At 37.5% G+C, this 26,855-nt stretch carries 25 protein-coding genes; 23 read left to right on the top strand and 2 right to left on the bottom strand.

Going from position 1 to position 26,855, the window contains the following annotated elements; translation table 11 throughout:
• The first annotated feature begins 21 nt into the window (after nt 1–21).
• From IKS50_RS08355 to IKS50_RS08335, 5 genes are all read left to right on the top strand, one after another.
• Complete coding sequence (locus tag IKS50_RS08355; RefSeq protein WP_292848304.1) at nt 22–870, top strand: cation diffusion facilitator family transporter; 849 nt, start codon at nt 22–24, stop codon at nt 868–870.
• A gap of 34 nt (nt 871–904) precedes the next feature.
• The gene (locus IKS50_RS08350) at nt 905–1,726 is read left to right on the top strand and encodes a PfkB family carbohydrate kinase (RefSeq protein WP_292848301.1); all 822 of its coding nucleotides are present in this window, start codon (nt 905–907) and stop codon (nt 1,724–1,726) included.
• Between the two features lie 159 nt (nt 1,727–1,885).
• Nucleotides 1,886–8,830 carry a DUF3320 domain-containing protein gene (locus tag IKS50_RS08345; RefSeq protein WP_292848298.1) on the top strand — a complete coding sequence of 2,315 codons (6,945 nt, stop codon included), beginning with the start codon at nt 1,886–1,888 and terminating at the stop codon, nt 8,828–8,830.
• An 8-nt stretch (nt 8,831–8,838) separates the two neighbouring features.
• Nucleotides 8,839–10,590, top strand: coding sequence for an excinuclease ABC subunit UvrC (gene uvrC / locus IKS50_RS08340; protein ID WP_292848295.1), 1,752 nt, complete (start codon nt 8,839–8,841; stop codon nt 10,588–10,590).
• Between the two features lie 300 nt (nt 10,591–10,890).
• Complete coding sequence (locus IKS50_RS08335) at nt 10,891–11,235, top strand: hypothetical protein (RefSeq protein ID WP_292848293.1); 345 nt, start codon at nt 10,891–10,893, stop codon at nt 11,233–11,235.
• Here IKS50_RS08335 and IKS50_RS08330 read toward each other — a convergent pair.
• Nucleotides 11,229–11,528, bottom strand: a complete 300-nt coding sequence (locus IKS50_RS08330; protein ID WP_292848290.1) for a hypothetical protein — start codon at nt 11,526–11,528, stop codon at nt 11,229–11,231. The genes IKS50_RS08335 and IKS50_RS08330 overlap by 7 nt on opposite strands.
• A gap of 84 nt (nt 11,529–11,612) precedes the next feature.
• On the opposite strand from IKS50_RS08330, the gene IKS50_RS08325 reads away from it, so the two are divergent.
• The 12 genes from IKS50_RS08325 to IKS50_RS08270 all read left to right on the top strand — a co-directional run bounded on the left by IKS50_RS08325 (nt 11,613) and on the right by IKS50_RS08270 (nt 22,021).
• Complete coding sequence (locus IKS50_RS08325) at nt 11,613–13,316, top strand: ATP-binding cassette domain-containing protein (RefSeq protein WP_292848287.1); 1,704 nt, start codon at nt 11,613–11,615, stop codon at nt 13,314–13,316.
• A gap of 3 nt (nt 13,317–13,319) precedes the next feature.
• Nucleotides 13,320–13,745 carry a universal stress protein gene (locus IKS50_RS08320; RefSeq protein WP_292848284.1) on the top strand — a complete coding sequence of 142 codons (426 nt, stop codon included), beginning with the start codon at nt 13,320–13,322 and terminating at the stop codon, nt 13,743–13,745.
• A gap of 123 nt (nt 13,746–13,868) precedes the next feature.
• The gene (locus IKS50_RS08315) at nt 13,869–14,039 is read left to right on the top strand and encodes a 4Fe-4S binding protein (protein WP_292848280.1); all 171 of its coding nucleotides are present in this window, start codon (nt 13,869–13,871) and stop codon (nt 14,037–14,039) included.
• 1 nt (nt 14,040) lies between these two features.
• Nucleotides 14,041–15,219 (top strand): NAD(P)/FAD-dependent oxidoreductase, encoded by a 1,179-nt coding sequence (locus tag IKS50_RS08310; protein ID WP_292848277.1) that lies wholly within the window; start codon nt 14,041–14,043, stop codon nt 15,217–15,219.
• A gap of 9 nt (nt 15,220–15,228) precedes the next feature.
• Nucleotides 15,229–16,197: a UDP-glucose 4-epimerase GalE gene (gene galE, locus IKS50_RS08305; RefSeq protein ID WP_292848274.1), complete on the top strand. Its 969-nt coding sequence runs from the start codon at nt 15,229–15,231 to the stop codon at nt 16,195–16,197.
• A gap of 9 nt (nt 16,198–16,206) precedes the next feature.
• Nucleotides 16,207–17,100 carry a hypothetical protein gene (locus IKS50_RS08300; RefSeq protein WP_292848271.1) on the top strand — a complete coding sequence of 298 codons (894 nt, stop codon included), beginning with the start codon at nt 16,207–16,209 and terminating at the stop codon, nt 17,098–17,100.
• Nucleotides 17,101–17,162: 62 nt separating this feature from the next.
• On the top strand, nt 17,163–18,584 hold the full coding sequence (gene purF, locus IKS50_RS08295; protein WP_292848268.1) for an amidophosphoribosyltransferase: 1,422 nt from the start codon (nt 17,163–17,165) through the stop codon (nt 18,582–18,584).
• Nucleotides 18,585–18,590: 6 nt separating this feature from the next.
• Nucleotides 18,591–19,838, top strand: a complete 1,248-nt coding sequence (locus IKS50_RS08290) for a peptidase U32 family protein (RefSeq protein ID WP_292848265.1) — start codon at nt 18,591–18,593, stop codon at nt 19,836–19,838.
• Nucleotides 19,831–20,628, top strand: coding sequence for a Ni-sirohydrochlorin a,c-diamide reductive cyclase ATP-dependent reductase subunit (cfbC, locus tag IKS50_RS08285; protein ID WP_292848262.1), 798 nt, complete (start codon nt 19,831–19,833; stop codon nt 20,626–20,628). The genes IKS50_RS08290 and cfbC overlap by 8 nt, the downstream gene beginning before the upstream one ends.
• A gap of 1 nt (nt 20,629) precedes the next feature.
• On the top strand, nt 20,630–21,121 hold the full coding sequence (locus tag IKS50_RS08280) for a methylated-DNA--[protein]-cysteine S-methyltransferase (RefSeq protein WP_366664958.1): 492 nt from the start codon (nt 20,630–20,632) through the stop codon (nt 21,119–21,121).
• Nucleotides 21,114–21,470, top strand: a complete 357-nt coding sequence (locus IKS50_RS08275) for a hypothetical protein (RefSeq protein WP_292848256.1) — start codon at nt 21,114–21,116, stop codon at nt 21,468–21,470. Before IKS50_RS08280 ends, IKS50_RS08275 begins: the two co-directional genes overlap by 8 nt.
• Nucleotides 21,471–21,502: 32 nt before the next feature.
• Entirely contained in the window at nt 21,503–22,021 is a 519-nt protein-coding gene (locus tag IKS50_RS08270; protein WP_292848253.1) for a YgjV family protein, read from the top strand.
• On the opposite strand, the gene IKS50_RS08265 is transcribed toward IKS50_RS08270, so the two are convergent.
• Nucleotides 22,022–22,309 carry a hypothetical protein gene (locus IKS50_RS08265; RefSeq protein ID WP_292848250.1) on the bottom strand — a complete coding sequence of 96 codons (288 nt, stop codon included), beginning with the start codon at nt 22,307–22,309 and terminating at the stop codon, nt 22,022–22,024.
• 60 nt (nt 22,310–22,369) lie between these two features.
• Here IKS50_RS08265 and IKS50_RS08260 point away from each other — a divergent pair, with 60 nt between their 5' ends.
• The 6 genes from IKS50_RS08260 (at nt 22,370) to IKS50_RS08235 (ending at nt 26,806) form a co-directional block, all read left to right on the top strand.
• Nucleotides 22,370–23,014 carry an HAD family hydrolase gene (locus IKS50_RS08260; protein WP_292848247.1) on the top strand — a complete coding sequence of 215 codons (645 nt, stop codon included), beginning with the start codon at nt 22,370–22,372 and terminating at the stop codon, nt 23,012–23,014.
• Nucleotides 23,015–23,035: 21 nt separating this feature from the next.
• Nucleotides 23,036–23,386, top strand: a complete 351-nt coding sequence (locus IKS50_RS08255) for an arsenate reductase family protein (protein WP_292848244.1) — start codon at nt 23,036–23,038, stop codon at nt 23,384–23,386.
• 400 nt (nt 23,387–23,786) lie between these two features.
• Nucleotides 23,787–24,158, top strand: coding sequence for a helix-turn-helix domain-containing protein (locus IKS50_RS08250; RefSeq protein ID WP_292848241.1), 372 nt, complete (start codon nt 23,787–23,789; stop codon nt 24,156–24,158).
• Between the two features lie 114 nt (nt 24,159–24,272).
• On the top strand, nt 24,273–25,550 hold the full coding sequence (serS, locus tag IKS50_RS08245) for a serine--tRNA ligase (RefSeq protein ID WP_292848238.1): 1,278 nt from the start codon (nt 24,273–24,275) through the stop codon (nt 25,548–25,550).
• Between the two features lie 21 nt (nt 25,551–25,571).
• Nucleotides 25,572–26,204 (top strand): flavodoxin family protein, encoded by a 633-nt coding sequence (locus tag IKS50_RS08240; protein ID WP_292848235.1) that lies wholly within the window; start codon nt 25,572–25,574, stop codon nt 26,202–26,204.
• Nucleotides 26,201–26,806, top strand: coding sequence for a flavodoxin family protein (locus IKS50_RS08235; RefSeq protein WP_292848232.1), 606 nt, complete (start codon nt 26,201–26,203; stop codon nt 26,804–26,806). The genes IKS50_RS08240 and IKS50_RS08235 overlap by 4 nt, the downstream gene beginning before the upstream one ends.
• Nucleotides 26,807–26,855: the final 49 nt, after the last annotated feature.

The following is a 26,855-nucleotide window of genomic DNA, read 5'->3' as shown; positions in this document are numbered from 1 at the left end:
ATTTTTTTTAAATATTAGGTCATGAGATTGGATACGCATCATCATCACAAGAAAGCGGGAGAGAATCTGGCTTTTGTCTTTTTCATGAACTTGACGTTCAACATCATTGTCATAATAGGAGGTCTTGCAACCAACAGTATGGCAATTCTAAGCGATTGCATTCATGATTTGGCAGATACCATTTCCATTGCTCTAGCTTGGTTTTTGGAGCATATCGCCCAAAAGGATTCATCAGACAAATATTCCTATGGCTATCAGAGGTTTTCAATTCTTGGAGCCGTAATAATATCCATTTTTGTAATCATAATGGCATTCATAATATTGAATGAGGCAATTCCCAGGCTGTTTGCACCTGAAGAGGTCGATGCCGGGGGAATGCTTGTTGTTGCACTCATTGGAATAGTGTTCAAGTCACTTTCTGTCTACAGGCTTCATCATGGAGAGACATTCAATGAGAAGGCGATTCTGCTACATCAGCTTGGTGATGTGTTTGAATGGATAGCGATTCTGGTTTTAAGCCTGATTATGATGTTTTGGGATGGCGCACCATATTTGGATCCATTCGTTTCAATTGGGATTGCATTGTGGCTGATATTTAATCTTGGACGAAATCTGATAAAGTCAATTCAGGTTTTGCTTCAAAAAACACCTGATAATTTTGATGTTGATGAATTCAGAAGTTCAATCAATGCAATTGATGGAGTAAATGCAATCGATGATTTTCACGTGTGGTCACTTGACGGAATCGATTCTGTTCTTACTGTAAAGGTTTCGATTAACAATTGGGAAATGCAGGAGGAAATCAAAGGGGAGATTTATGCAATTGCCTCCAGATACCACATTGTTGACATCACAATCGAATTCGATTAATTATAAATAACTTAAAGGATAAACCCGTGGTTATATGACATTGGTAGTTATTGGTCCGGTAACACATGACAAGGTTGTAATCGGAGATGAAAGCTCACATAAGATAGGTGGTGCGACTTACTTTCAGTCTTTCGTTTTTGAGGAATTCTACAGCGACTATTTGGCCATTATTAACTGCGGCGATGAAAGTCTGTCTCGGGAGTTTCCTTCAGCCGATAAGGTAAGGGTGATTCTGAAAGACAACACTCATTTTTTTGTAAACAGCTATCCGTCAAAGGATGATTTGAACGTCAGAAACCAGTTGAGCAACTTTGCAGACATTCCCATATTGAAAAGTGACTTGGAAAGCGTCCTGCCTGAAGACATTGATGCATTTGTTTTGAATCCGCTCAACAGGTATGATTTTCCTTGTGAAACAATAGAGTATTTGAAAAGCTTCAATGTTCCGATTTTCATTTCAGTGCAAGGTTTTCTGAGAGTCCAGGACAGGCAAGTAAACGATAATTATACTATAAAATTAGACAACTTCAACGAGCTGACCACCATTTTATCAGGTGTAAATGCAATATTTTTGGATGAGGCTGAAGAAAACCTCATTGGTCTGGACTATGATGTGGATGAGATTGTCATAACTGATGGAAGTAACGGATCCAGAATAGTTTCCGATGGTGAAATCAGAATTGATGCGGTGGAATGTGACAATCTTGTGGATACCACCGGCTGCGGGGATACATATATGGCGGCATATGTTTCACAGAAATTAATGTTTAAATCCTCACAAATTGCAGGAAATTTCGCATCAAAAATCGCCAGTCAAAAAATAGAAAATTTTGGTCCTTATAAGTTTTATAAATAATTAGATTTTTTAAATTTTATATATAATTTTTTAAAATGTATTATTTTTTATTTTTAAAAGATTTTATCTGAATTTACTTAATTTAGAAAACTTTATTAATTAATATAATTATAATTATATATGCATTTTTAAATTTTTTTACACTAATAAAGGGTCATCATGTTAAACAAATCAGAGAATATAATCGAAAAGGAATTTAGGAATTTACGTAAGGAGTTATTAGACTTAACTTTAAGAAATCAACTTCTTAACTTTAAATCAAGAGCCAAAACCATTACTATCGTAAATCAATCCCCTACAAATCTTTATCAAACATTGGTCCTGCAAGAAAACAAGATGTATTTTGTAGCCAATAAGAAGGATAAGAAGGAAGACAAATCATCCGTTTGGGACCACATTCCCTTTGATTTTTCCAAATTCAGTGAAGGGGATAAGAAACTGGCCACTGATTTAACCCCTAAGGAACTCCAAAAAAGATTATATTACATCAATAACCAAGCAAAAACAATGCTTCAGGAACAGGGTTATAACATTTTATATTTGGCTATTGGCTTTTTAGAGTGGAAAGACAAATCTAAACCAAGGCAAAAGAACAAGGCGCCTCTAGTTCTTATTCCGGTTTCCATGGAGAGGAAAAAAGTAGGCGAATCATTTAATCTTGAATGGACCGGAGAAGATATTCAGACCAACATCTCACTTAAGGCAAAACTTCTTGAAGCGGGAATTGAGCTTCCCGATTTTGAATTTAAAAAATATGGTGAAGTCATCGACCATTATCTTGCCAATGTCAGACGTTCAGTATCCCGCATGGAGGGATGGGAAGTCAACAACAATGTCGCTTTGGGATTCTTCAGTTTTACAAAATTTGTAATGTACAATGATTTGAACCCGGAAGCATGGGCCGAAAATGTTGATTTGACTAAAAACGAATTGATTCAAGCCATTTTCAATCCGGCTAAAAACGATCAAGAGGCATTCCGTGAAGAGGACATTGATTCAAGGCTGGAATACAGAAGCATGTATCAGGTTTTGGATGCGGATTCATCACAGATTGCGGCCATTCAGGATGTAAAGGCAGGCCGCAACCTTGTTGTGGAAGGGCCTCCTGGAACAGGCAAATCACAGACAATCGTAAACCTGATAGCCGAATTATTGGCTGAAGGCAAATCAGTTTTATTTGTTTCAGAAAAAATGGCCGCATTGGATGTTGTAAAAGACCGTTTGACTGCAGTAGGTTTGGGCAAATTTGTTCTGGAATTGCATTCACACAAAACCAGACGTAAAAAATTCCTGAAGGATTTGCAGAAGGCCACCAATGTGAGGGCTCATGAACCTTTAAACATTGACCAGACCATCCGCAAATTGGAAACCCTGCGCCGCCAATTGGATGATTATTCTCAGATTATTCACATGCCTGCATTTGCAGTTAATTTATCCCCATTCCAATTGTATGGAATGAAAGAGGCTGCTGATGATCATTTTGCAAGAAAAGGCACAATAATGCCGTTAGTCAGGTTTGAAAATCCTGAAAATGTATCCTTAAAAGATTTGGATGACATGAAAATAGCTTTGGAAAACCTGGCCGAGTTATATCAAACAATTTCTAAGGAAAATCCATGGAGCAAATGCGCACCAAAAAGTTTGCTTCCCGCCGATTTGAGAGAAATTGAAATGCTTATCAATGACACTCTGCATGCATTGGACAATTTCCTGGTGGAGCGTGGAAGAGTCTATGACATTTATGGAATTAAACAGCCGGATACTTTAAACGAGTTCCAGAATTCATTGTCCGCTTTTGAAATCATCAAATCTCAAAATGCCGAATTGATTGATGGAAGCATAATTAAATCCGGGGCATGGAATAACAACAATGATGATGCTTTCAGATTAATACAGGAACTGGAAAAGTATCAAAAATATTCCTCATCATTAACCAAATTCAATCAGAGCATTTTCCAGGCAGACATTGACAGACTGATTTACCAGTTACGCGCATTGTCAACTAAAAAGTTCAGATTCTTCAACAACAAACAGCACATTGAACTTGTTGAAAGATATTATGCCGTACCTGTCCCCGACAGTATTGATGAAATTATTCAAGATTTGCAGCAAGCAAAAGCAGTGATTAAAATTAGAAAAACTCTCGAAGCAAATAATGCTTTAGGTCAAAAATATTATGGAGGATACTGGCATTTAAACGCTAATCCTAATGATTTAAAAGCTATTGCTCGTTGGATGAATGAATTCACCTCTTTAGTCAGGCAAGGAACATTTTCCCAAAATACCATTGAACTGATGAGTAAGGACCTGTTTGACATTAATCCCGAAAGGGACCTGGCCGAATACATAGACTCAGGCGAAGAGTTTGTAAGGGTCTTGTCTAGACTGAAAGATAAGTTGAATCCAAGAAGCAAGTTAATATTTAAAAGGGAAACCGGCGATGTGCCATTTGAAGCATGGAAAGAACAGTTGTATAATTGGAGAGGACAGCTATCAAGCCTTCATTTATGGTCCCAATACTTGAATACCAAAAATGCACTCAAGACTTCTAATGCAAAAATGTTTGTAGATTCAATTGAGAAAAGAAACATTAAAAAATATGATATTGAAGCATTGGTAGATGGAAACTTTGCAGATTCATTATTAAATATTTTATTTATAGAAAATCAGGAATTGGCAACATTCGTTGGTGAGTTACACGAAAACCGCATTCGCGAATTTAAGGATTTGGACAAAAAGATTCTAACCCTGAATCGTAAAAGGATTTACCACAAGCTAAACAGCAATATCCCAAAAATTTTCGGAGGAACAGAAAATCCTCAGGCAAAAATACTGGCAGGAGAGTTTACAAGAAAAAGCGGGCACATGCCTGTCAGAAAACTCTTGGAAAAAGCAGGCGGAATGATAAAGCAAATCAAACCTTGTTTTATGATGTCCCCATTGTCCATTGCCCAATACTTGGATCCGACAAATGAGGAATTGCAATTTGATGTAGTTATTTTTGACGAAGCAAGTCAGGTTAAACCTGAAGATGCGCTAGGCGCATTTATGAGAGGAAAAACTGCAGTGGTTATGGGAGACACCCAGCAATTGCCTCCAACATCATTTTTCGATCAGATGTCTGATGCAGAAAGTGATGAGGAAGAAGCAACCTCTCTTGATATGGAAAGCATATTGCATTTGTGTAAATTGTCATTCCCGGTTAAAATGCTTAAATGGCACTACCGTTCACGCCATGAATCATTAATTACAGTATCCAACAGGGAATTCTATGATGATGACTTGTTGGTTTATCCTTCACCTTCACATTCAGACCCTGAATTAGGTTTAAAATTCCACTACAATCCGAACACCGAATATTTAAGGGGAGCTTCCTCTGCAAATCCTCTTGAAGCACAGGATGTTGTGGAAGAGATTTTCAATCACTTTGAAAAATACGGTGATTCAAAAAGCTTAGGTGTCGGAACATTTTCCGTTGCACAAAAGAATGCCATACTCGAGGCATTGGAAGTAAAACGTAAGGAGCATCCGGAATACGAACCATTATTCTCAGATAATAAGGAAGAACGTTTCTTCGTTAAAAACCTTGAGACAATACAGGGAGATGAAAGGGATGTTATTCTGATTAGTGTGGGATACGGTTATGACCAGGACAGAAAAATGTCACTTAACTTCGGTCCTCTAAATCAGGATGGTGGTGAGAGGAGATTAAACGTATTGATTACTCGTGCAAGGGAAAAATGTGTAGTATTTTCAAACTTTAAGGCTTATGACATGAATTTAACCGCCAATCCACCATATGGTGTAAAGTCATTAAAAGAATTCCTGGAATATGCCGAAAACTTAACATTGGGAACCCATAGTGTTGAAGAATCCTCACATGAACCATTTGAAGATGCAATTGCAAGCTTTTTGGAGGAAAATGGTTATATAGTTCATAAGCACATTGGCTGTGCAGGATTTAGAGTGGATTTAGCTATTGTTGATGATGAAAATCCTGGAAAATACATTTTAGGAATCACTACTGATGGAAAAATGTATGCCTCAAGTAAGGTAGCCCGTGACAGGGACAGGCTTCGTGAGCAAGTCCTGACAGGATTGGGCTGGAAATTATATCACTTATGGTCCACTGATTGGTATAGAAATAGAGATTTGGGACGTAAAAAATTATTGGATTATGTTGAAAAATCAATTAGGGAATCCCGTGAAGAAGAAAAACGCAAATCTGAAGAAGAAAAAAGATTAGCTGAAAAAAGAAAATTGGAAGCTGAGAAAAAAGCTGAAGAGTTACGCATAGCTCGTGAAAGGGAAGAAGCAGAAAGAAAAGCAAAAGAGGAATCAGAAGCTAATGAAATTGATATGGATGATATCGGCCCTAGTGATTTTGTTGAAGTTGAAAAGGTAGATGATGGAGACATATTGGAAGAACCGATTGACGTGAGCAAATTAGACCCTTCAGACTTATTCGACGATTCAGATGAAAATATGGAAGCGCCTTATGAATCAGTCAATGAAGATAACAAAACTGAAATCAAAGAGAAATCCGAATTCGTCACAGTTGAAACCCCTGAAAAAGAAGAGTTTAAGATTGATGAATCCGAATTCGTCACAGTTGAAACTCCTGAAAAAGAAGAGTTTAAGATTGATGAATCTGAATTCGTCGCTGCTGAAACTCCTGAAAATGAGGATTATCAGGATACTGAATCTTCAAAAATTGATGAGGATGCTGAAATTTGGGAATCAGATGAAGGCGTATCTCCGGAAGACAATGCTGAAGTGTGGGAAGATGAAAAGGATTATGCAGATGATACTCAGGAAGATGAACAATCACAATCAGTTAAAGACAGAATAAAATCATTCATTAACCCTATGCATGATTCCAGTGAGGATAATAAAAAAGACTCATTATTCGAATCCCTTAAGTTCCAAAAGGATTTGAGTGAAAATCCCGATTTGGGAAATGATTTAAAGGAAACTAAAGAAGAACCTATAGCTGATGAGGAAATCGATTTGGGTTCTGATGACGATTATATTTATGTTGACCACGGCAATGATGAAATAGCTGAGGAACCTGCAACAGAGGAAGTTCCAAAAGTGAAATTTGATAAAACTATTGAAAAAGAGGTTCAAGATGAACCGATTGTTGAGGACAATGTTGATTTGGCCCCTGAAAAAGATTTAAAATCAACTGTTAAAAGGGGCTCAGATAAAAAAACAGAATCTAGAAAAGAATCAGAAAATACAATTCACGATGAGGAATTCAAATCTAGGAACTTTGAGGATGAAAAAGTCGATTTGGGTTCAGATGACGATTATATTTATGTTGACCACAGTAATGATGAGGAATCTGAACCGCAAGAAAGTTTAAAAGATGAAAAAGTTGATTTGGGTTCTGATGAGGATTATATTTATGTTGACCACAGCAATGATGAGGAATCTGAATCTGATGCCTTAGATGAGGATAATCCTAGAGATGATGGTCATGCTGATGAAAAAGCAAGCACTGATAATGGAAAATATGAAACTTCTGAAATTGCTGATGAAAAAGCAGCAAATCACAAACATAAACGAGGCAATTATGCAAAATCCATCATTTCTGATTTTGTAAGTGGGGAAAGTAAACTACAGCCTAAGGAAGTCAAAACAGTTAAAGGTGAATTTATGGAAGATGAGGAATTGCCGTTACATAAACCTTCTCCTAAAGATGATTTCGTTGTTGAAGCCGAAATTGTTAATGATGATTTCAAAGATTGGGATGATGAGGAATTGAATATATTCAATGATAATCTGCCTGATTGGGATAACGATGATGATGTCTTAAATATTGTGGATGAAGCTAAAAACAATTATATTGATGAGGCATTTGAAGATATTGAGATTGATGTGGATGAGAAAGGCTCTGATTTGGGAGAAGATGAGATTATAGAAGAATCCGGTCGGGATGTTGAAAATGAAGCTCCTGAAGCTGAAGATAATGAAACTTCAGATGTTGTTGAGGAGCAAGCTAAAGCCGAGCCTGAAGATGATGGAGTTACATATTATCAGGGTTCCAATGATGTCACAAGCATGCTGAGAAAGAACAATTTCTATTATGAGGATGAAAAACCTAGATCCGTTAAAGAATCCCTTAGGGGAATCAAGAAGGATATGAGATACATCAATAAATCCTTAAAGGAAATTGAAAATCCAACTCAAATAGACTATGTTTCAGTAGTGGATAGAACAGAAGAATACAATCCTGCCGATTACTTGAATATGCCAAGTGACGATGATTCTGATAAAATCCTCAAAAGGGAACAGGAAGGATTAACTTTCGCTGAAAAAGAAGAGCTGAGAATAGAAGAAGAAATGAAAATGGAAGCTCTTAGAAAAGAGATTGAAAGTGATGAAAATGTTATTGTCACCGTTCACGAACAATCTAGAAGAGAGGAACTGAAAGATCAAGCGCTTGAAGATATCATATTTTCAGCAAATGAAGATTATAAGGAAATTGAAAAAGAAAGGCGCAGACAAGACAATCAGTTAAAGGCTTTCGACAATCACAGATTGCCCGGCAAAAGGAAACTTGAAGATAATATAATCGATTATGTCGAATCATCAGACATCGGTTTGTATTCAGCAGATGATTTGTATAAAAAACCGATTGATACTGTAGCGGATTCCGTCAAAGAAATTGTTGATATTGAAGGTCCGATTCATGTAAGCGAAGTTACAAAAAGAATTAGGGACAGTTGCCATATCAATCGTGCGGGAGCAAATTTGAAGAAAACAGTCAATAACGCTATTGAAACTGCTGAAAGCTCAGGAAGCATTATTAGAATCGGCGACTTTTTATATGATGCGGCAAACAATAATGTAGTAATCAGAAGAAGAAACAAACCAAATATTGAACTGATTTCTGATGAGGAAATAGCCAAAAGCATTGAGCTTGTATTAACTTATTATCCGGATATTACCACAGACCAAATCCCAAAAGAGACTTCACGTACTTTTGGATTCAGGTCAACATCCAAAAAGACTGCAGCGAGAATCAATAGTGTTTTAGATTTAATGATCGCCAACAACAAGGTCAAAATTGATAACAACCATGTTGAACTTAATTAGTGTGTTTTATGTCGACTAAAGTCAAATCGCCTGATAATTTGCCGAACAAGCCTGGTGTTTATATAATGCGTGACTCAACAGACACCATTATATACATAGGCAAAGCAAAGAATCTTATCAAACGGGTTAAATCTTATTTTAGAGAAAAACTTGACAGGCCAAAAACTCAAATATTAATGAGTCATTTTGATAGTCTGGAATATATTGTAACCAATTCTGAAAAGGAAGCTTTAATTTTAGAGGCTACCTTAATCAAAAAGCATCGTCCAAGATACAATGTTCAGCTTAAAGACGATAAACGTTATCCATATGTCAAAATCACAAATGAGGAGTTCCCAAGACTGGTCATTACAAGAAACGTTACAAAAAACGGCATTTATTATGGGCCTTTCACTGATGTGGGCTCCGTTAAGCAAACTGTTAAATTTTTAAAATCATTATTTAAGATTAGAACCTGCCGCAATATGAACGGGCCTTGCTTAAATGCTCAAATTGATTTATGCAACGCTCCATGTGATGGAAAAATATCCAGAGAGGAATATTCCGAAATCATTAATAAAATAGACCTGTTTTTCCAGGGCAAATATTCAACAATCGTTAAGAATCTTAAGCTTGAAATGATGGAGGCTGCAAGTAATGAGGAATTTGAAAAGGCGGCGGTCATCAGAGATCAAATCGCATCGATAGAAGAGATTATGGAAAAGCAGTTTGTCGATTTGGTGGATGATGATCTGGACCAGGACGTAATAGCTATTGCTCCTGGCGAAAATGAGGTGGTAGTCATTATCATGCCTATTAGAAATGGCAAAATCGTTGGGCGCGATGACTTTTTAATGAGTGCATCCCAGTATGATTCATCATCGGAAATCATGTTTGCCTTTATTCAGCAGTATTATGGTTATAATCGCCACATTCCAAAACAGATTCTTTTGGATGAGGATATTGATGATAAGGAACTGCTTGAAGATTGGTTAAGTGATTTGAGAGGAAATAAGGTTAAGATTAAAGTTCCTCAAAAGGGAATTAAATTAAGGCTTGTAAAGATGGCGAAGAAGAATGCTGAAATTATTCAACATCAAAAGAAAAAGATGGAATCAGCATTGATAGAACTTAAAAAATACCTTAAACTTGAAAAATTGCCACGTGTGATTGAGGGATACGATATCAGTAATATTTCAGGAAAGTTTGCAGTAGGTTCAAAAGTATCCTTTAAAGACGGAAAACCCAACAAAAAAATGTATAAACATTTTAAAATGGAAACTCCCGGACCAAACGATTTTGCAATGATGGAGGAATTATTGACTCGAAGATTGAAAATGGTCGATCGTGACCCTGAACCGGACCTGATAGTCATTGATGGGGGCAAGGGACAGCTGGGTATGGCTTGCGGTGTTTTAGAGAAATTAAATCTCACACATATTCCAATCATTGGCCTTGCAAAAGAGTTTGAAGAGGTATTCACTCCAAATTCTAAACGTCCAATCATTATTCCTAAAAATAACAAGGCATTATACTTGCTTCAACAGGTGCGTGATGAATCGCATCGTTTTGCGATAACTTATCATAGACAACTTCGTAGTAAAAATATTTCGGCCTCTTCGCTTGACGATATCGTTGGCGTTGGCAAAAAAAGGAAGGTTGCTCTTCTAAAAGAATTTGGAAGTATAGATAACATTAAGAAAGCATCAGTGGACCAGTTAGCCAAAACTAAGGGCATGAATCAAAAAACGGCTGAAAATGTCTATAATTATTATCACTAACTTCTAATTATTTTTTAGTAAAAAAGACTAATTTTCCATTAACTTTAAATATAAGTATTTTTAAACCTTTTCATAACGGAAAAATTTAAAGGTTATATTGGTATGGTAAAATGTCCGCGGTGCGGTTATGAGAATTCATCTTCTGCCGCATATTGTGATAATTGTTCCTTCTTACTTTATGACGCAGATGGGAAAAAAGTTCATTATTCCAAGCGGGAAAGTAGTTGGAATATGGGAATAGCTAAAAAAATTGTAATCGTGATTGGGATTATTATTATAGCGTTTCTTTTATTTTCTTTTGTGTATAATAATACTCAGCCAACACCCCAGGAATCATTAAATATTGTAGGTGATGACGGAAGCCATCATCAAACTTCTTCTTATCCTTACGTTGTAGTAATCAAATACGAAGGTAGCTGGTATGCTGAAATGGGCGATCCGAATTACCTTGTAAAAGAAGCTAATTACGGTTCGAAATATTATAGGTTGGATTGTGCTGCATGGGAAAGAATTTCTGTTGATGTGCAGAAGCAAGATTACGGTGAAGGGGAACTGAAAGTTCAGTTGTTAAAAAATGGTGGGGTTGTAGTTGAAAATACAACCGCTGAGCCTCTTGGAAAAATCGTAATAAATTACAATTATTGAAGCTGGCCGATTTTTTGTTCCAGAAGTTCAACCAGTTCATCAGTCTTGTAAAGCCTGATTTCCTGGGAATCCTTGTCTTTGAATATTTTGATAAATTTAATAAGGTCATTGCATAGTTGGTCATATTGGATACTTAGTGTGTTGAAGTTATTCAGTAATCCAAATGCCTTTTGCTGGTCCAATTTGGGATTGTCTCTTAAAATCCTTTCCATATTGGCAAAATGTGTTTCAATCATGATTTTTTCTTGTTCTAAACTATCCATGTATTCTTGAATTTTATCGTCGCTAGCCATGTTTATCACTTGTTTTAATATTAAATTATTAACATATAAATAGTTTCAAGAATATACTTTTATAAATAGTAAGGGGCATTTATAATGATAAAAGTTGAAAATGTAAGTAAAGATTATGAATTAGCTGACGGAACTAAAGTCACTGCACTCAAAAATGTTAGTTTTGAAGTTAAAGAAGGAGAAATACTTGGAATCATGGGGAAAAGTGGTTCCGGTAAAACAACACTCTTAAGAGCACTAAGAGGTGTTGAACATATTGATGAAGGAAGCATTGAAGTGGGTAAAGTAAAAGTCACTTCCGAATCTTCTCAATTTTATTATAATGAACTTAAAAAAGAAACAGCAATTCACCTTCAAAGGTCTTTTGGCGTATGGCCGGATACCGTGCGTGAAAATGTGCTGCGTAAATTGTATGCTAGAAGATACTTCGATGAGGGGGACACCAATTTTGAAGTGGCTGACAGCGAATTTGGTGATGAGGCCGATGAATTGTTGGAGCTTGTTTCCTTAACCCATAAAAAGGACCACTATGCGTCTGTTTTAAGTGGCGGTGAAAAGCAAAGACTTATCATGGCAAGACAGCTTGCAAAACAGCCTACAGCTTTACTTCTTGATGAACCTGCAACAATGGCATGCCCTAAAACAAAACAAGAAATATTGGATGCAGTTAAAAAAATCAACAAGGAATTAAACATTACTATTATCATTGTATCTCACCTTCCTGATATTCAGAAATACCTGGCGGACAGGGTAATTCTGCTTGAAGACGGCGAAATTGTTGATGAGGGAGACCCTCATGAAATCTGCGACAAGTTCATGGAAGGCATGGATGATATTGTGGACATCGAAAATGTCGCAACTGATGAAGACCTGATTGACGTTAAGGATGTTTATAAAAGATTCTACCTATTGACCGGTGGTGAAGTCCTTCAAATTGAAGATATCAACTTCAAAGTTCAGGACAGGAATATCCTAAGCATCATTGGCCCTAGTGGTGCCGGCAAAACCGTACTTTTAAGGATGCTTGGAGGATTGGATGACCCTGATAAGGGGGAAGTGTTGTATAAGGTGGAAGATAAGTGGGCTGACATCGACATTCCGGGAATGGACCGTATGAAGATACGCTCAAAATTAGGTTTTATGCATCAGGAATTCGCTTTGACTCATTATGCAACTGTGTTAAGCCAGCTGTCCACAAGATTAGGTTATAAGAATCAGGATATTGTAAATGAAGCGAAAGCAAGAGCTGAAAAATTAGGTTTAAGCGAAGAATTGTTGGATTCATTTTATTTATTAACTGATCTGCCTGAAACTGAGGCTAAAGAACGTTTAAGACAAGTCGGCCTTGATGGAGAAATACTCAATGATTTATTCCCGAGATTTCCTGAAACCGCTACAAAAGAAGCGGTGGCTGATATTTTTGAAAGTCTTGATTTGGACATGGATATTCTGCACAGAAAATCATATGAGTTATCCGGCGGTCAAAAAGTGCGTGTAATGCTTTCATTAATCTTGGTTTCAAGACCTAAATTCTTACTTTTAGATGAACCTTTCGGTGATTTGGATCCTGTCACTCTTAGGGATGTTACAAATGCCTTAAAAACAATCTCAAAGGATTACGGAATCACCATTGTAATGATTTCACACAACACAGACTTCATTAAGGAGCTGTCCAATAGGGCAATATTCATGGATGACGGAAAAATCATTGACGATAGTGAAAATATTGATGAAATCGTTGACAATTTCATTGATTTCTGTCATGCGGATTACCTTAAAGGAGATTAATTGATGTTTGATATAATAACTGTTCCTGTTGACGGATCCGAATACGGATACAAGGCTGCGGATGTAGCTATTGAAATCGCTCAGAAGTTCAACTCCAAAATAGCGGCTGTGCATGTTTTAGAGGAATTTTCATTCAACAGCTATGATTCCGAAGAGGATTCGGGTAATGAGATTCTAGCAAAAATCAGCGAAAAAGCTTCAAAGGTCGGAGTTGAGGTAACCGAACATCTGCTCACAGCTGACCCTTTAAGGGATATGAAGTTCATTGTAGACCAGACTCATGGAGATCTGGTTGTTATTCACGCTCATGGAGCAAACAACAACAGATTCGTATCATTTGATGAAAACAATGTTTCCGATACTCAGATAGGTTCAGTTTCAGAAAGGCTTTTAAGAACTTCAAATGTCCCAGTATTATTAGTCAAATAATACTTTAAAACTTATTTTTTTCTTTTTTACTCATTTAGATAGTTATTTTTTTACTAAAGTTTTAAATAATATAAAAAAGAAAGTATTTTTAACATAAATGTTTATATTAAAGGAGATATTTTTATGATTGTAAAAGATTGGTGCTCATTCTGCGGAGAATGTGCCGGAGTTTGTCCAAGAAATTTAATTCAAGTAAGGGAATACCGTTTGGTATTCAATGAAGAAGGATGTAAAGAATGCTCAATATGTATTGATGCATGCCCTATTGACGCTTTAGAAAGGGAGGCTGAATAGTATGATTGAAACTGATGTAATTGTAGTAGGTTCAGGACCTGCAGGTTCAAGCGCAGCAAAACACGCTGCATTAGGTGGAGCAAAAGTAATTCTAATGGATAAAAAATCCGAAATCGGATCACCAAAAAGATGTGCTGAAGGAGTTTCAATTCAAGGACTGGAAAAATTAGGCATTGAACCTTCCCCTCGCTGGGTAACCCAAGAAGTCGAAGGTGTCAGAATCCAGACTCCAGACGGAACTGACGTATGGCTGACAAAAGATGAAGTAAAATTGCCTGAAGCAGGTTACATCCTCGAAAGGAAAGTCTTCGACAAGCATATGGCAATGGATGCAGCAAGAGCAGGTGCAGAAATCAGAATCAAAACTTTAGTAACTGGCATTGAAAAAATCGAAAACGGCTACATTGTTGAAACCGAATGCATGGGCGAAAAGATTGATTACAAATGTAAAATCTTAATTGCAGCTGACGGTCCTGAAGGCCACGTTGCAAGATGGGCAGGTTTGAAACCGGCTGCAAAACCTAAAGAAATGGAATCCGGTGTACAGTACGAGATGTGTAATGTTGAATTCGAAAAGCCGGGCGTCATTGAATTTTACTTAGGATCATGTGCTCCTGGAGGATACGTATGGATTTTCCCTAAAGGGGATGACATTGCAAATGTCGGTTTGGCAATATTGCCTCACAAAGCTGATAAGACAGCTAAAGAATACTTGGATGATTTTGTCGCTACTTGTCCGTACTTGAAGAATGCGCAAGCTGTAGAGATGAATGTAGGCGGAGACCCTGTCGGCGGAATGACCAAAAAACTTTATGACGACAATATTATGGTAGTGGGTGACGCTGCAGGTCAAGTAAACCCATTGACCGGTGGAGGAATCATCTCCGGTATGACCGGTGGAATGTGCGCAGGCCAAGTGGCTGCTCAAGCTATCAAAGAAGACTGCTCTAAAAAATTCCTGAAACTTTATGATGAAATGGCACACGAAGCATTAGACCATGAAATCAAAAGGTATAAGAAAGTACAGGAATACTTGCTCACATTATCAGATGACGAATTGGACAGCATTGGACATGCATTCCAAGGAGAAAGCTTTGAAAAGATTTCCACTACTGAAATTGTTCAAAAATTAATTAAAGTTTCTCCAAAGGCTTTACTAAAATTAGGCAAATTTATCTAGGTGTTTAAATTGATTCTGGTTACTGGAGGAGCAGGTTATATTGGTTCCCACACCAATAAAGCCTTACATAATGCAGGCTATGACACCGTCGTTTTAGACAATCTCTCAAAAGGCTATGAAAATTTTGTAAAATGGGGAAACTTGGAAAACTACGATTTCGGAAGTAGTGACGTAAGCGAGGTTTTCGAGAAATATGATATTGACGGAGTCATTCACTTTGCAGGATTTATTTCAGTAGCGGAATCTGTCGAAATGCCTCAAAAATATTTGAAAAACAATTATAAAAATACTTTAAATCTCCTTAAAGTAATGCGCGAATATGATGTGGACAAATTTATATTTTCATCAACCGCGGCCGTTTATGGAAATCCGGAGGAAATCCCGATTACCGAGGATTCAAACCTAAAGCCGATCAATCCTTATGGACATTCCAAATGGCTCGTTGAAAAGGCGCTCGAAAGGGAAGCCAAAAAAGGCGACTTCAACTATGTCGCATTAAGGTATTTCAATGCGGCAGGATGTGACTTTGACGGCGAGATAGGAGAATTCCACGACCCTGAAACACATCTGATACCTTTGATATTGGATGCGGCAAGCGGAAAACGCGACTGCATATACATTTATGGGGACGATTATGACACTCCCGATGGAACCTGTATTCGCGATTATATCCATGTCAATGACCTTGCGGACGCACATATTAAGGCATATGAATATCTGTGCAGGGAAAACAAGTCAAATGTCTTTAACTTGGGAAACGGCCTTGGATTTTCCGTTCGTGAAGTTATTGAAATGTGCAAGAAAGTCACCAAGTGTGATTTTGAAGTCAAGGTCGATGAACGCCGTGAAGGGGACCCTGCAATATTGGTTGCGGATTCCTCAAAAATTCAAAACGAACTAGGGTGGACTCCGCAATATGATTTGGAACAGATTGTCGAGTCTGCATGGAACTGGCATCAGAAAATCAATAAAATTTAGGTAATTTTCATGGAATCAGAAACTCATGAATCAAAAATCGATGTACGTATTATCGTAGGCGGATTGGATATTGCGCAGCTTGTATCAAAAGCCGTAAACAATATTCAGCTTGAAAATGACTATAACATTATTGTCTCTTCAATCATACCGACCGTGGAGCTGGACATCGTCAAGAAGGTGGCAAGCGGTGCCGATATCTTATTAATTGGAGGATATGGGCATGATGAAACATATAATATTCTTTTCAATGAGCTGAAGACTGATTTTAACCATATCGGATTATTCGATTATAACAGCGTCATCATTGAAGACGGATCCATTGATTTTAAGCTGGCCGAAAAGGAAATCCTGAATTCCATCATCAAGTCAACATTATCTTATTCTTTAAATCTAATCAACATCCACACTTTGGAAAACAAACTGATGAAAGTGACTCATAACTATAACAATCTTCTGGACGACTATAATCAGGTCAACAAGGAACAGGAAGTTCTGGCCCGCGAAAACAAGGAATTGCGCGAAGACCTTGATGAAGTCAGAACCGATTTTTCTGCATTCAAGCAGCGTTATGAGGACGTATATTCAAAAGACATTCTGGAGATTTTCAATCTCTATGATTTGTGGCAGGACACTTTCTACCAGGATCTGGTCGATGAGGAAAGGATTGTGATAGCCACAAATAAATTCAAACCCGACAATATCATCGTTGGACAAGGTTATATTGCAGCAGAAACCAGGGATAAGGCTGTAGAATGGTTAAACATTGTCAGAACCGCATTGATATTTGTAGATGATAATGAAGATAATTTAAGAAGGGAATTGAATCCTGAGAGTGAAACCAGACCTCCTGAAGTAAGAGATGATTATGACATTCCCAACACCTTTGAGAATTTTTGGGAGTAAAACATTAATTATTTTATACTAGTTAAACAAATCTAATAATATACTATTTCGGGAGTTATCAAATGCAAGGTGAAATGGAAGACAAATGTGGTATTGTTGGATTTCAGTGTGAAGATGAATCCAAGGATGTCGCATCATTAGTTTATTATAGTTTGTATGCTTTACAGCACAGAGGTCAGGAATCAGCAGGAATTGCTACTTTTAATTCAGAAACAGGTTTAAGTTTTCATTGTGGAATGGGCTTAATCACTGATGTCTTTAAGGATGAGGTTATTCAAAACTTATCAGGACACAATGCAATCGGCCATGTAAGATATTCAACCACTGGCCAGTCAAAAATAGAAAACTCACAACCTTTCGTGATTGATTTTGGTGACGGATTTATTGCAATGGCTCACAATGGGGACATCGTTAACTCCGCTGAGTTAAAGCAGGAATTAATCGATGAAGGATTCTATTTCAGATCAGATTCCGATTCTGAAGTAATCTGTTATATGCTTAAAAAAGAGCATTATGACAACAATAAGAATGTTATCGCAGCCATTGAGGCTGTATGCAGAAAGCTTGTAGGGTCATATGCATTGACAATATTGGTCGATGGTGAATTATATGGTGTAAGGGACCCTATGGGAATCAAACCTCTTGCAGTTGCAAAAAAAGATGATGAATTTATTTTAGCTTCTGAAACCGTTGCTTTTGATGTGATAAATGCCAAATATGTCAGGGATATTGTACCCGGAGAAGTTGTCTACTTTAAAAACAATGAAATTAACTCCCACATGTTGGAAAGTGCAGGAAAATGCAAGCTTTCACATTGCATGTTTGAATATGTTTACTTTGCAAGACCGGACAGTACAATTGACGGAATCAACGTTTATGAAACCAGAATGAACATCGGCAAACAGTTGCGCGAATTGTATCCTATTGATGCGGATGTTGTAATTCCAGTTCCCGACTCTTCAATTCCGGCTGCAATCGGATACTCAAGAGCTTCCGGAATTCCTTATGGTGAAGGTCTGATTAAAAACAGGTATGTCGGAAGGACATTCATCATGCCGACTCAGGAAGAAAGGGAACTTGCAGTAAGGCTTAAGCTAAATCCGATTAAGGAAGCCATCAAAGGCAAAAAGATTATTTTGATAGATGACAGTATTGTTCGCGGAACCACTTCAAAACAATTGCTTGATTTAGTAAAAGAAGCAGAACCGGCTGAAATTCACTTTTTAGTAGGTTGTGCTCCGGTTATTTCACCATGTTACTATGGTGTTGCAATGGCAACCAAACAGGAACTGATTGCCGCTAACTACTCAACCGAAGAAATCAGAGAGCAGTTAGGTGTCGATTCATTAGGATACATCACATTGCCAGCTTTAGTCAAAGCTATTGGAATGCCTGAGGAAAATCTGTGTTTAGGTTGTCTAAACGAAGATTACCCTACTGAAATTCCAGAGGGTCTTGAAGCTGAAACTTATTATAAGCCTTAGATATTTATGGTTGAATTGTTAGCTCCTGCGGGAAATTTTATTTCACTTCGTGCAGTTTTAGAAAATGGTGCTGATGCGGTTTACTTTGGCCTTGAAGATTATAATATGAGGGCCAATGCCAAGAATTTTTCTTTGGATGATTTAAGTGAAGTGGCAGGCATCGCTAAGGAGTATGGGGCTAAAACCTATTTGGGCACTAACATTATTTTAAATGAAAAGCTAGCCTGCGAACTAAAAGCTAACTTGGAGGCCATCTCATCATCGGAAATTGACGGACTTATTTTGTCAGACATCGGATTAATTGAAGATACCGTTTCACATGGTCTTGAGGCTCACATTAGCGTTCAGGAAAATGTCACTAATTCTTTTACGCTCAAAACCCTTAAGAAATTAGGAGCCAAGCGGGCTATTTTGTCTCGGGAATTGTCTTTAGTCGAAATTACAGAAATTGCTAAAAAATCCCCAATAGAAACAGAAATTTTCATCCATGGGGCAATATGCATGGCGATTTCAGGAAGATGCTTTTTAAGCTATGGTTTATATGGTAGAAGCGCCAATTGCGGGGATTGCCTGCAGCCATGCCGCAAGAACTGGACACTGACCTATGAGGAAGGCGAGGATAATGTCATTAACTTTTCAGATGTTGAAGATGAGAGTTTCATCATCACAGGAAGTGATGACGGAAGCTACAGGACCAATTTCTTTTCGCCGAAGGACATGTGCATGATAGAATACATTCCGGAGTTGATGGAGAGCGGTGTTGCATCATTCAAAATCGAAGGAAGGGCCAGAAGCGCCGATTATGGTGCTATGGTAACCGGAATTTATCGTGAAGCTATTGACAGTTATATTGAAAATCCCGATGATTATGAAGTCAGGCCCCAATGGATGGATGAGCTTACAAGCGTATTCAATCGTGGATTTGACACTAACTTTTACTTCAACACTCCATTTGAGAAAAGTGAGGATAATCAGTCAAAATATATTAAAAGAGATATTGGGCAGGTTGTAAACTACTACAATAAGGTTAAGGCCGCCGAAATCAGGATATGGGATGATTTGAAAATAGGCGATAAGATCATAATACAGGGCCAGACTACAGGATCAGTTACCCATACGATAGAATCGATGCAGATTGAAGGAAAACCTGTTGAAAATGTTGAAAAGGGTTCAAATGTTGCAATAGCAATACCAATTAAAGTACGTGAAAATGATTTTGTCTATAAATTAGTCGAGAGGAAGGATAATGATTAAAAAAATAGCCATTTATGGAAAAGGTGGAATTGGAAAAAGTACTACAGTAGCTAATCTGTCTGCTGTATGGGCCAGCGAGGATTTAAACTGCCTTGTTATTGGATGTGACCCTAAAGCGGATACTACTCGTACTTTATATGGGAAAAGGATTCCGACCGTTGTCCATACATTGAAGGATAACAGAAAACCTCAAAAGGAAGATCTGGTTTTCACAGGATTCAATGGCATTCAATGCGTTGAAAGCGGAGGTCCGGAACCGGGTGTCGGATGTGCCGGACGGGGGGTGATTGTTGCTATGAAAAGGCTTGAACAGCTGGACATTTTCAATGATGATTTGGATGTTGTCGTGTATGACGTTTTGGGTGACGTTGTCTGCGGAGGTTTTTCAGTGCCTTTGCGTGAAAAATATGCTGATGAGGTTTTAATCGTTACTTCCGGAGAGTATATGGCATTGTATGCCGCGAATAATATCGTAAAAGGTGTCAAGAAGCTCAAGGGCAACCTGAGCGGTATAGTCTGCAACTGCAGAAATGTTGAAAGGGAAGAGGAAATTGTCAACGACTTTGCAGAAAAGATAGGAACACATGTTATTGGAACCATTCATAGAAGCAATTTAATACAGGATGCTGAATTAGATGCAAAAACCGTTGTAGAAAAATACCCTGAAAGTGATGAAGCACAAGAATACCGGGACCTTGCTTCAAGCATTATGGCGAATGAAAACATATCCACTCCGGAGCCTATGGAAGATGAGGAATTCGAGGAATTCTTCAAATCATACCTGGATTAGCATGTACTACTCGACCGATTACATGTCACCGTTAGGAAAAATGCTTATAGCAAGCGACGGCGAAGCAATTTGCGGCGCATGGTTCTACGGCCAGAAACATTTCAGCTCAACAATTGATGATTACATCGTTAAAGATGATTTAGCTATTTTTAAAAAGGTTACTCGATGGTTTGATGATTATTTCAATGGATTGGATCCTGAAATTGATTTTCAACTAAAACCTCGGGGATCTGAGTTCAGACAAAAAGTATGGAAGATATTATGCAATATTCCATATGGCAAAACGTTAACATACGGGGAAATTGCTTCAATGATATCTCCCGCAATGTCGGCTCAGGCGGTAGGCGGCGCGGTTGGACATAATCCGATATCCGTTATTATTCCCTGCCACAGGGTACTGGGAGCAAATGGGAAACTGACTGGCTATGCCGCAGGAATAGATAAAAAAATGGAATTGCTGAAATTGGAAAAAATAGGTGATTATGATGGCTGATTCTCACTTACGCCTGATAACGTCCATAGCACTGCTTTTGATTATTTTCATTTTCAAGTTCTTCACCAATGTAGGCTGGAATGCGATAGTCTCTATTGTATTGATAATGCTTTTTTTAATATTGTTCACATTGATTTTTAAAAAAGAAGGCCATCCTGCATTAAATCTTTTTGTAATTATATTCTCATTCATTTGCCTTCCGCTGTTCGTCTTGTGGTATCTGGGTATTTTCAATTCTCTTTCATGGCCTTGGGGATGTATTTGTCTGGCTGTTGGAATTATAATTCTTGGAATAATTTCAATCGTCACCATGGTCAGGCTCAACTATGTTGAGCTCAGATTAGATTAATTATAAGTAGAAATTTCAATAAATAGGATATTATGAATTTGCCGTTAAACATTGTCATAGGAAACATCATTTCATTAATCGCAGGGATTTTCATCATAATGAGCATGTGGGTTAATGATGAGAAGAAAGCATATTTCTATCAGTTCCTTAATGCTTTCATCCTGATGATTTCATCTGTTTTTTTCTTTTCCTGGACAGGCGTGACAACAATGGCAATTGCGGCTTCCAGAAACCTGATGGTGTATAAGAACAGGTTAACCAGAAACTGGACAATATTTTTCATAATCATTTCAATAGTTTTGGGATTGCTGGTAAACACTTTGGGCTTTGTCGGGCTTTTGCCGATCATTGCAATCGTTCAAATAACATTGTGCAATTACTATCTGAAATCGATAAAGACAATCAAGACAAGTTTCATTGTCAACAGTGCAATCTACATCGTTTACTTTCTGGCGATTCTCGATTTTTCATCAGCAGTCATCGAATCTATTACTGCACTGGTCGGATTGGTTTCATTATACAGGTTAATCACTCATGATTCCGGAACTTGATCATTTCTTGTCATTGGGATCGTCAAACCACGGGTCCTGGCCGGTCTTTTCAAACCATGCATCGTCCCAGCTTGAATCGTAATCGCTGTAGTCGGGATAGTCGTTACTGAAGCCATAATTCCTATTGCTTTTCTGTGGTCTGTATGTGTTTTTGGTTTTAGGTTTGGTGTCATCGCCCAGACAGCAGCTGGCAATCATTAAAATGAAAATCAGAATGATTGGTATGTCAAATAGGGGATTGTCGAACTGCGGCATGATTGATAATGATGTGGTTAGTATGGTAATCATATTTTATACATAGAGTTTTTTACTATATGAATATATGCTAAAATCTACAGATTACTAATTATGAAGAGATTCGCAATTTTTGATTTTGACGGAACGTTGTTCGATTCGATAGATGATGTCAGAATCTGTCTGAATGAGGCATTGTCAAGGCATGGCTTTCCCACCCTTACCCATGATGAATATGTTAAAAGGCTGGGAGGAAACATTGATGAGATAGTTTCATTGGTCCTGAAAGATAAAAACACTGCCGAAAACATCGAGATGGTAAAAGAGACTTATTGGGAAATATATGGCGCCTCCCCCAAGGAAAACACTCTGCCTTTCGACGGCGTTAAGGATGTTCTTCTCGAACTTCAAAGCAGAAACATATCATTGGCCATTCATTCCAACAGGGGAACTGATTCAATCAGGCATTTCATTGATAAGCATTGGCCGGACATTGATTTTGCAGCAATTGAAGGCCACAATCCGGCTTATCCGTCAAAGCCAAGTCCATGTGCCGTAAAAAGGATGGGCAGGAAATTCAAGGTTACAAAGGATGAGCAGATATACATTGGGGATTCCTCAACTGATATTGAAACGGCCAAAAACGCTGAAATAGATTGTCTTATCGTTAAATGGGGATACGGATTTCAGGAGGATTATGAAAATGAATATCCTTTGGAAATCATTGAGGATGCCTCCCAGATACTAAAGTATTTTTAACTTGAAAATCAATTATTTATTATGTTATTCGTTAATTATCCGAAATGTTCAACCTGCAGGAAAGCAAAAAACTGGCTGGACGAACACAATATTGAATATGAGTCAAGACATATTATCGAGGACAATCCGACCGCAGAGGAATTGCGCGAATGGTGGCGGATTTCTGATTTGCCCCTTAAAAGGTTTTTCAATACAAGCGGCATGAAATATCGTGAATTGAAATTAAAAGACAAGTTGCCTGACATGTCTGAAGATGAACAGCTTGATCTCCTTGCCACTGATGGAATGCTTGTCAAAAGGCCGATTTTGGTTGATGGCGATATTGTTCTGGTGGGTTTCAAACTCAAGGAATGGGAAGAAAAATTAATTTAAAAAGATAGTTTTTGATTTTTTGATTTTAACCCGTTTTAGGAAAATGGGAACAATTTTTGATTGGAGGATGGGTGATAGCTCAACGCTATCTCAAAAAATCCTTTTTTTTGGAAATCCAATGATTATTGGGTAATTAATTATTTTTTTATAGGCTGACAAATTGATTTGATAATACTGATTTTTGTCAAAAATTTGCATATTTGTGGATTCATCGCATTTTCATTCCAATTTCTCTTTTACTATCTTTTTAATCTTGAAAGCCGGAAATTCAGCTTTCATTACAGACTTGTAATCACTCCATATAAATGCTTTTTGTAACCGATTAGTTACCTCATACCGAAAGGTTTATATACTTCAAAAACAAGTCAATATAAAGACTAATTTTTTGGAGGTAACCATCATGAACATCACAAAACATGTAAAATCATGCCCTATAGAATTAGTTGTAGAATTAATTAATAAAAAATGGGTAATTCAGATAATCCGCGATTTATTCTATGGAAAATCCAGATTTCATGAATTCAAAGAAGACAAACCAAACCTTTCAAATAAGGTTTTGAGCAACTGTCTCAAAGAGATGGAGAAAAACGGATTAATCCAGAGAATTGTCGACAAATGCGATAAGAAGAATATAAGATATAAATTAACTGAAAAAGGCAAATCATTAAACAAGGTTTTATATGAGATTGCTATGGTAACTGTTGAGAGTGAAAACTACTCAGATAAACTTAAAAACGACTTAAAGGCAAGTTTTGAAGAAAACTTGTTATAAATAATAGGGGTTTGGTGTGAACCCTAAAAACTACTTTTTTTTAATTTAACATTAACTTTAAAAAACAAAAGAAACTAAATTATTATTGAATAAAATATTTTAGGGGACAAAATATTGTTAGATATAAAGTTATTCAGAGACAATCCGGAAATAATCATAGACTCTGAAAAGAAGAGATTTAGAGACACAGAAAACGTAGAAAAAGTAATTGAATACGACACCTTATGGAGAGAAGGTGAAAGAAAACTAAATTCATTAAGATCTGAAAAAAATAAATTATCCAAATCATTCAAAAAAGCAAAAGAGGAAGGTAATTTAGAAGAAGTAATCGCAAGATCCAAAGAAGTGGCAGCTGAAATCAAACAGCTCACTGCAAAAAATGCCGATTACCTCAAACTCAGAGACGATTACAGATACAAAGTAGGAAACGTCATTGATGAGGACGTTCCAATTTCAGACACTGAAGATGATAATGTAGTAGTCAGAACTTATGGCGAAAAACCGGAATTTGATTTTGAAGCTTTAAACCATGTGGATTTGATTAATAAAATCGACGGAGCGGACCTTGAAACCGCCGCCGAAATAGCCGGGGCAAGATTCTACTACCTGAAAAGAGACATACTGCACTTGAATCTGGCTTTGATTCAATTTGCCCTATCAGAACTGGAAGCCGAAGGCTACATTCCAATGCAGACACCATTCTTCGTTAAAGGTGAAGTTGCAGCAGAGACTTCCGAATTGGGTGAATTCGAAGAAACCCTATACAAAATCGAAAACGAGGACATGTATCTGATTGCAACTGCAGAGCAGACTTTGGCCGCTCTTCACAGGGATGAAATTATAAATCCCGATGATTTGCCTTTAAGATACTGTGCACTTTCAACCTGTTTTAGAAAAGAAGCAGGATCACACGGAAAGGATACATTAGGAATATTCAGGGTTCACCAATTTGAAAAAATCGAACTGTTCATTTTCTCAACACCTGACGATTCTAAAAATCAGCATGAAAAGTTAATGGAAGTCACCGAAGGAATCTATCAGAAACTGGGTCTTCCATATCAGATCATAGCTATCGTATCATCAGCTTTAAATGACAATGCAGCCATCAAATATGACTTGGAAGCATGGTTCCCTGGCTCTGAAACCTACCGTGAACTGGTTTCATGTACCAATTGTAAGGATTATCAGGCACGCAAGACCAAGACACGTGTCGGAAGGGCAGGTTCAGGTGATGCTCAAATATTGCACACCTTAAACAGTACAGCCATTGCAACCGAAAGGACCATGTGCTGTATTCTTGAAAACTATCAGCAGGCTGACGGCAGTGTTAAAGTTCCTGAAGTGTTAGTCCCTTACATGAATGGAAAAACCTTCATTGAAGCTCAAAAATAATTTTTGGAGTAAATTAATTTCATGAAAACAATAGTAGTTAATGCAAGTCCCAGAAAAAAATGGAACACTGCAGAGATCTTGCAATCCGCTCAGAAAGGTGCCGAATCTGTCGGTGCTGAAACGGAATATATCAATTTATATGATTTAATATTTACAGGCTGCAGAAGCTGCCTTGTCTGCAAGCTTAAGGACAAAACCAAAGGCAAGTGCTACTGGAAGGATGACCTCCAACCGGTGATTGAAAAAATTTTGGATGCAGACTGCCTTTTGATCGGCTCACCGATTTACTTTGGACAGCCTACAAGCGAATTCAGGGCATTAATCGAAAGATTAATCTTTTGTGTAATGTCTTATGATGACGGGTCAAGCTATTATGCAGGTAAGGTCAATGTCGGAATATTCTACACTATGAATGCTCCGCTTGAGTTTTATGAGAAGTCAATGAAGGATAGCTTGGCGTCCACCGAATTCTTATTTTCATTCCTGAATGGGGAAATAGTCTCCTATCCTGTCTGCGATACCATGCAGGTAAGCGATTATTCCAAATATAACATGAATGGATTTTCTCAGGAGGCAAAGGAAAGGCAGTGGATAATGCAGTTTCCGAATGATTTGGAGAAGGCATTTGAAATCGGTGCGGAGTTATCCAAATGAAGGCAATTGTTATTAATGCTGATCCTAAAAGGAAAGGCATCAATGCACAATTTGCAAAATCCGCTTTAAAGGGAGCGGAATCTGTTGGCGCTGAAGTCGAATACATAGATTTGTATAAACTTGAGTTATCCGGTTGCAGAGTCTGTCTGATATGCAAAAGGGATGATGAAGTCTGCAAATGCTACTGGAGAGATGAGCTTTCACCATTGATTGAAGATATTTTTAATGCCGATGCCCTTCTGGTTGCGGCTCCTATATTTTTCTCCCATCCGTCCAGCCATTACATGGCTTTGCTTGAAAGGATGATATATTCAATGGTTTCCTACAAAACAGGAAACAAGTTCAAGGGCAAGGTCAATGTAGGTCTTTTTTATACCATCAATTATCCGAAGGATTATTTTGAAAAATCAATCAGGCCTCATCTGAAGCAGTCTGAGGATCTGCTTAAAATGTTGAATGGAAAAGTGGTAATTGAGTCTTTTTCCAATATTTCCAAAAATGATTATTCAACCAAGTCCGAAGAAGAGGTTAAATTAAAGGAAGAGCAACTATCTTTGGATTTGGATAAGGTTTTCGAGATTGGTGCCGAATTAAGCAAGTAACTGCCATTATTTTTTTTAAAATTTTTCGCGTATACATTTTTAAAAAATG

The sequence above is a fragment of the Methanobrevibacter sp. genome (assembly GCF_017539065.1).
Classification (GTDB): Archaea; Methanobacteriota; Methanobacteria; order Methanobacteriales; family Methanobacteriaceae; genus Methanocatella.
The sequence above is the reverse complement of the archived record's forward strand: the minus strand, read 5'-3'. Positions and strand labels throughout refer to the sequence as shown.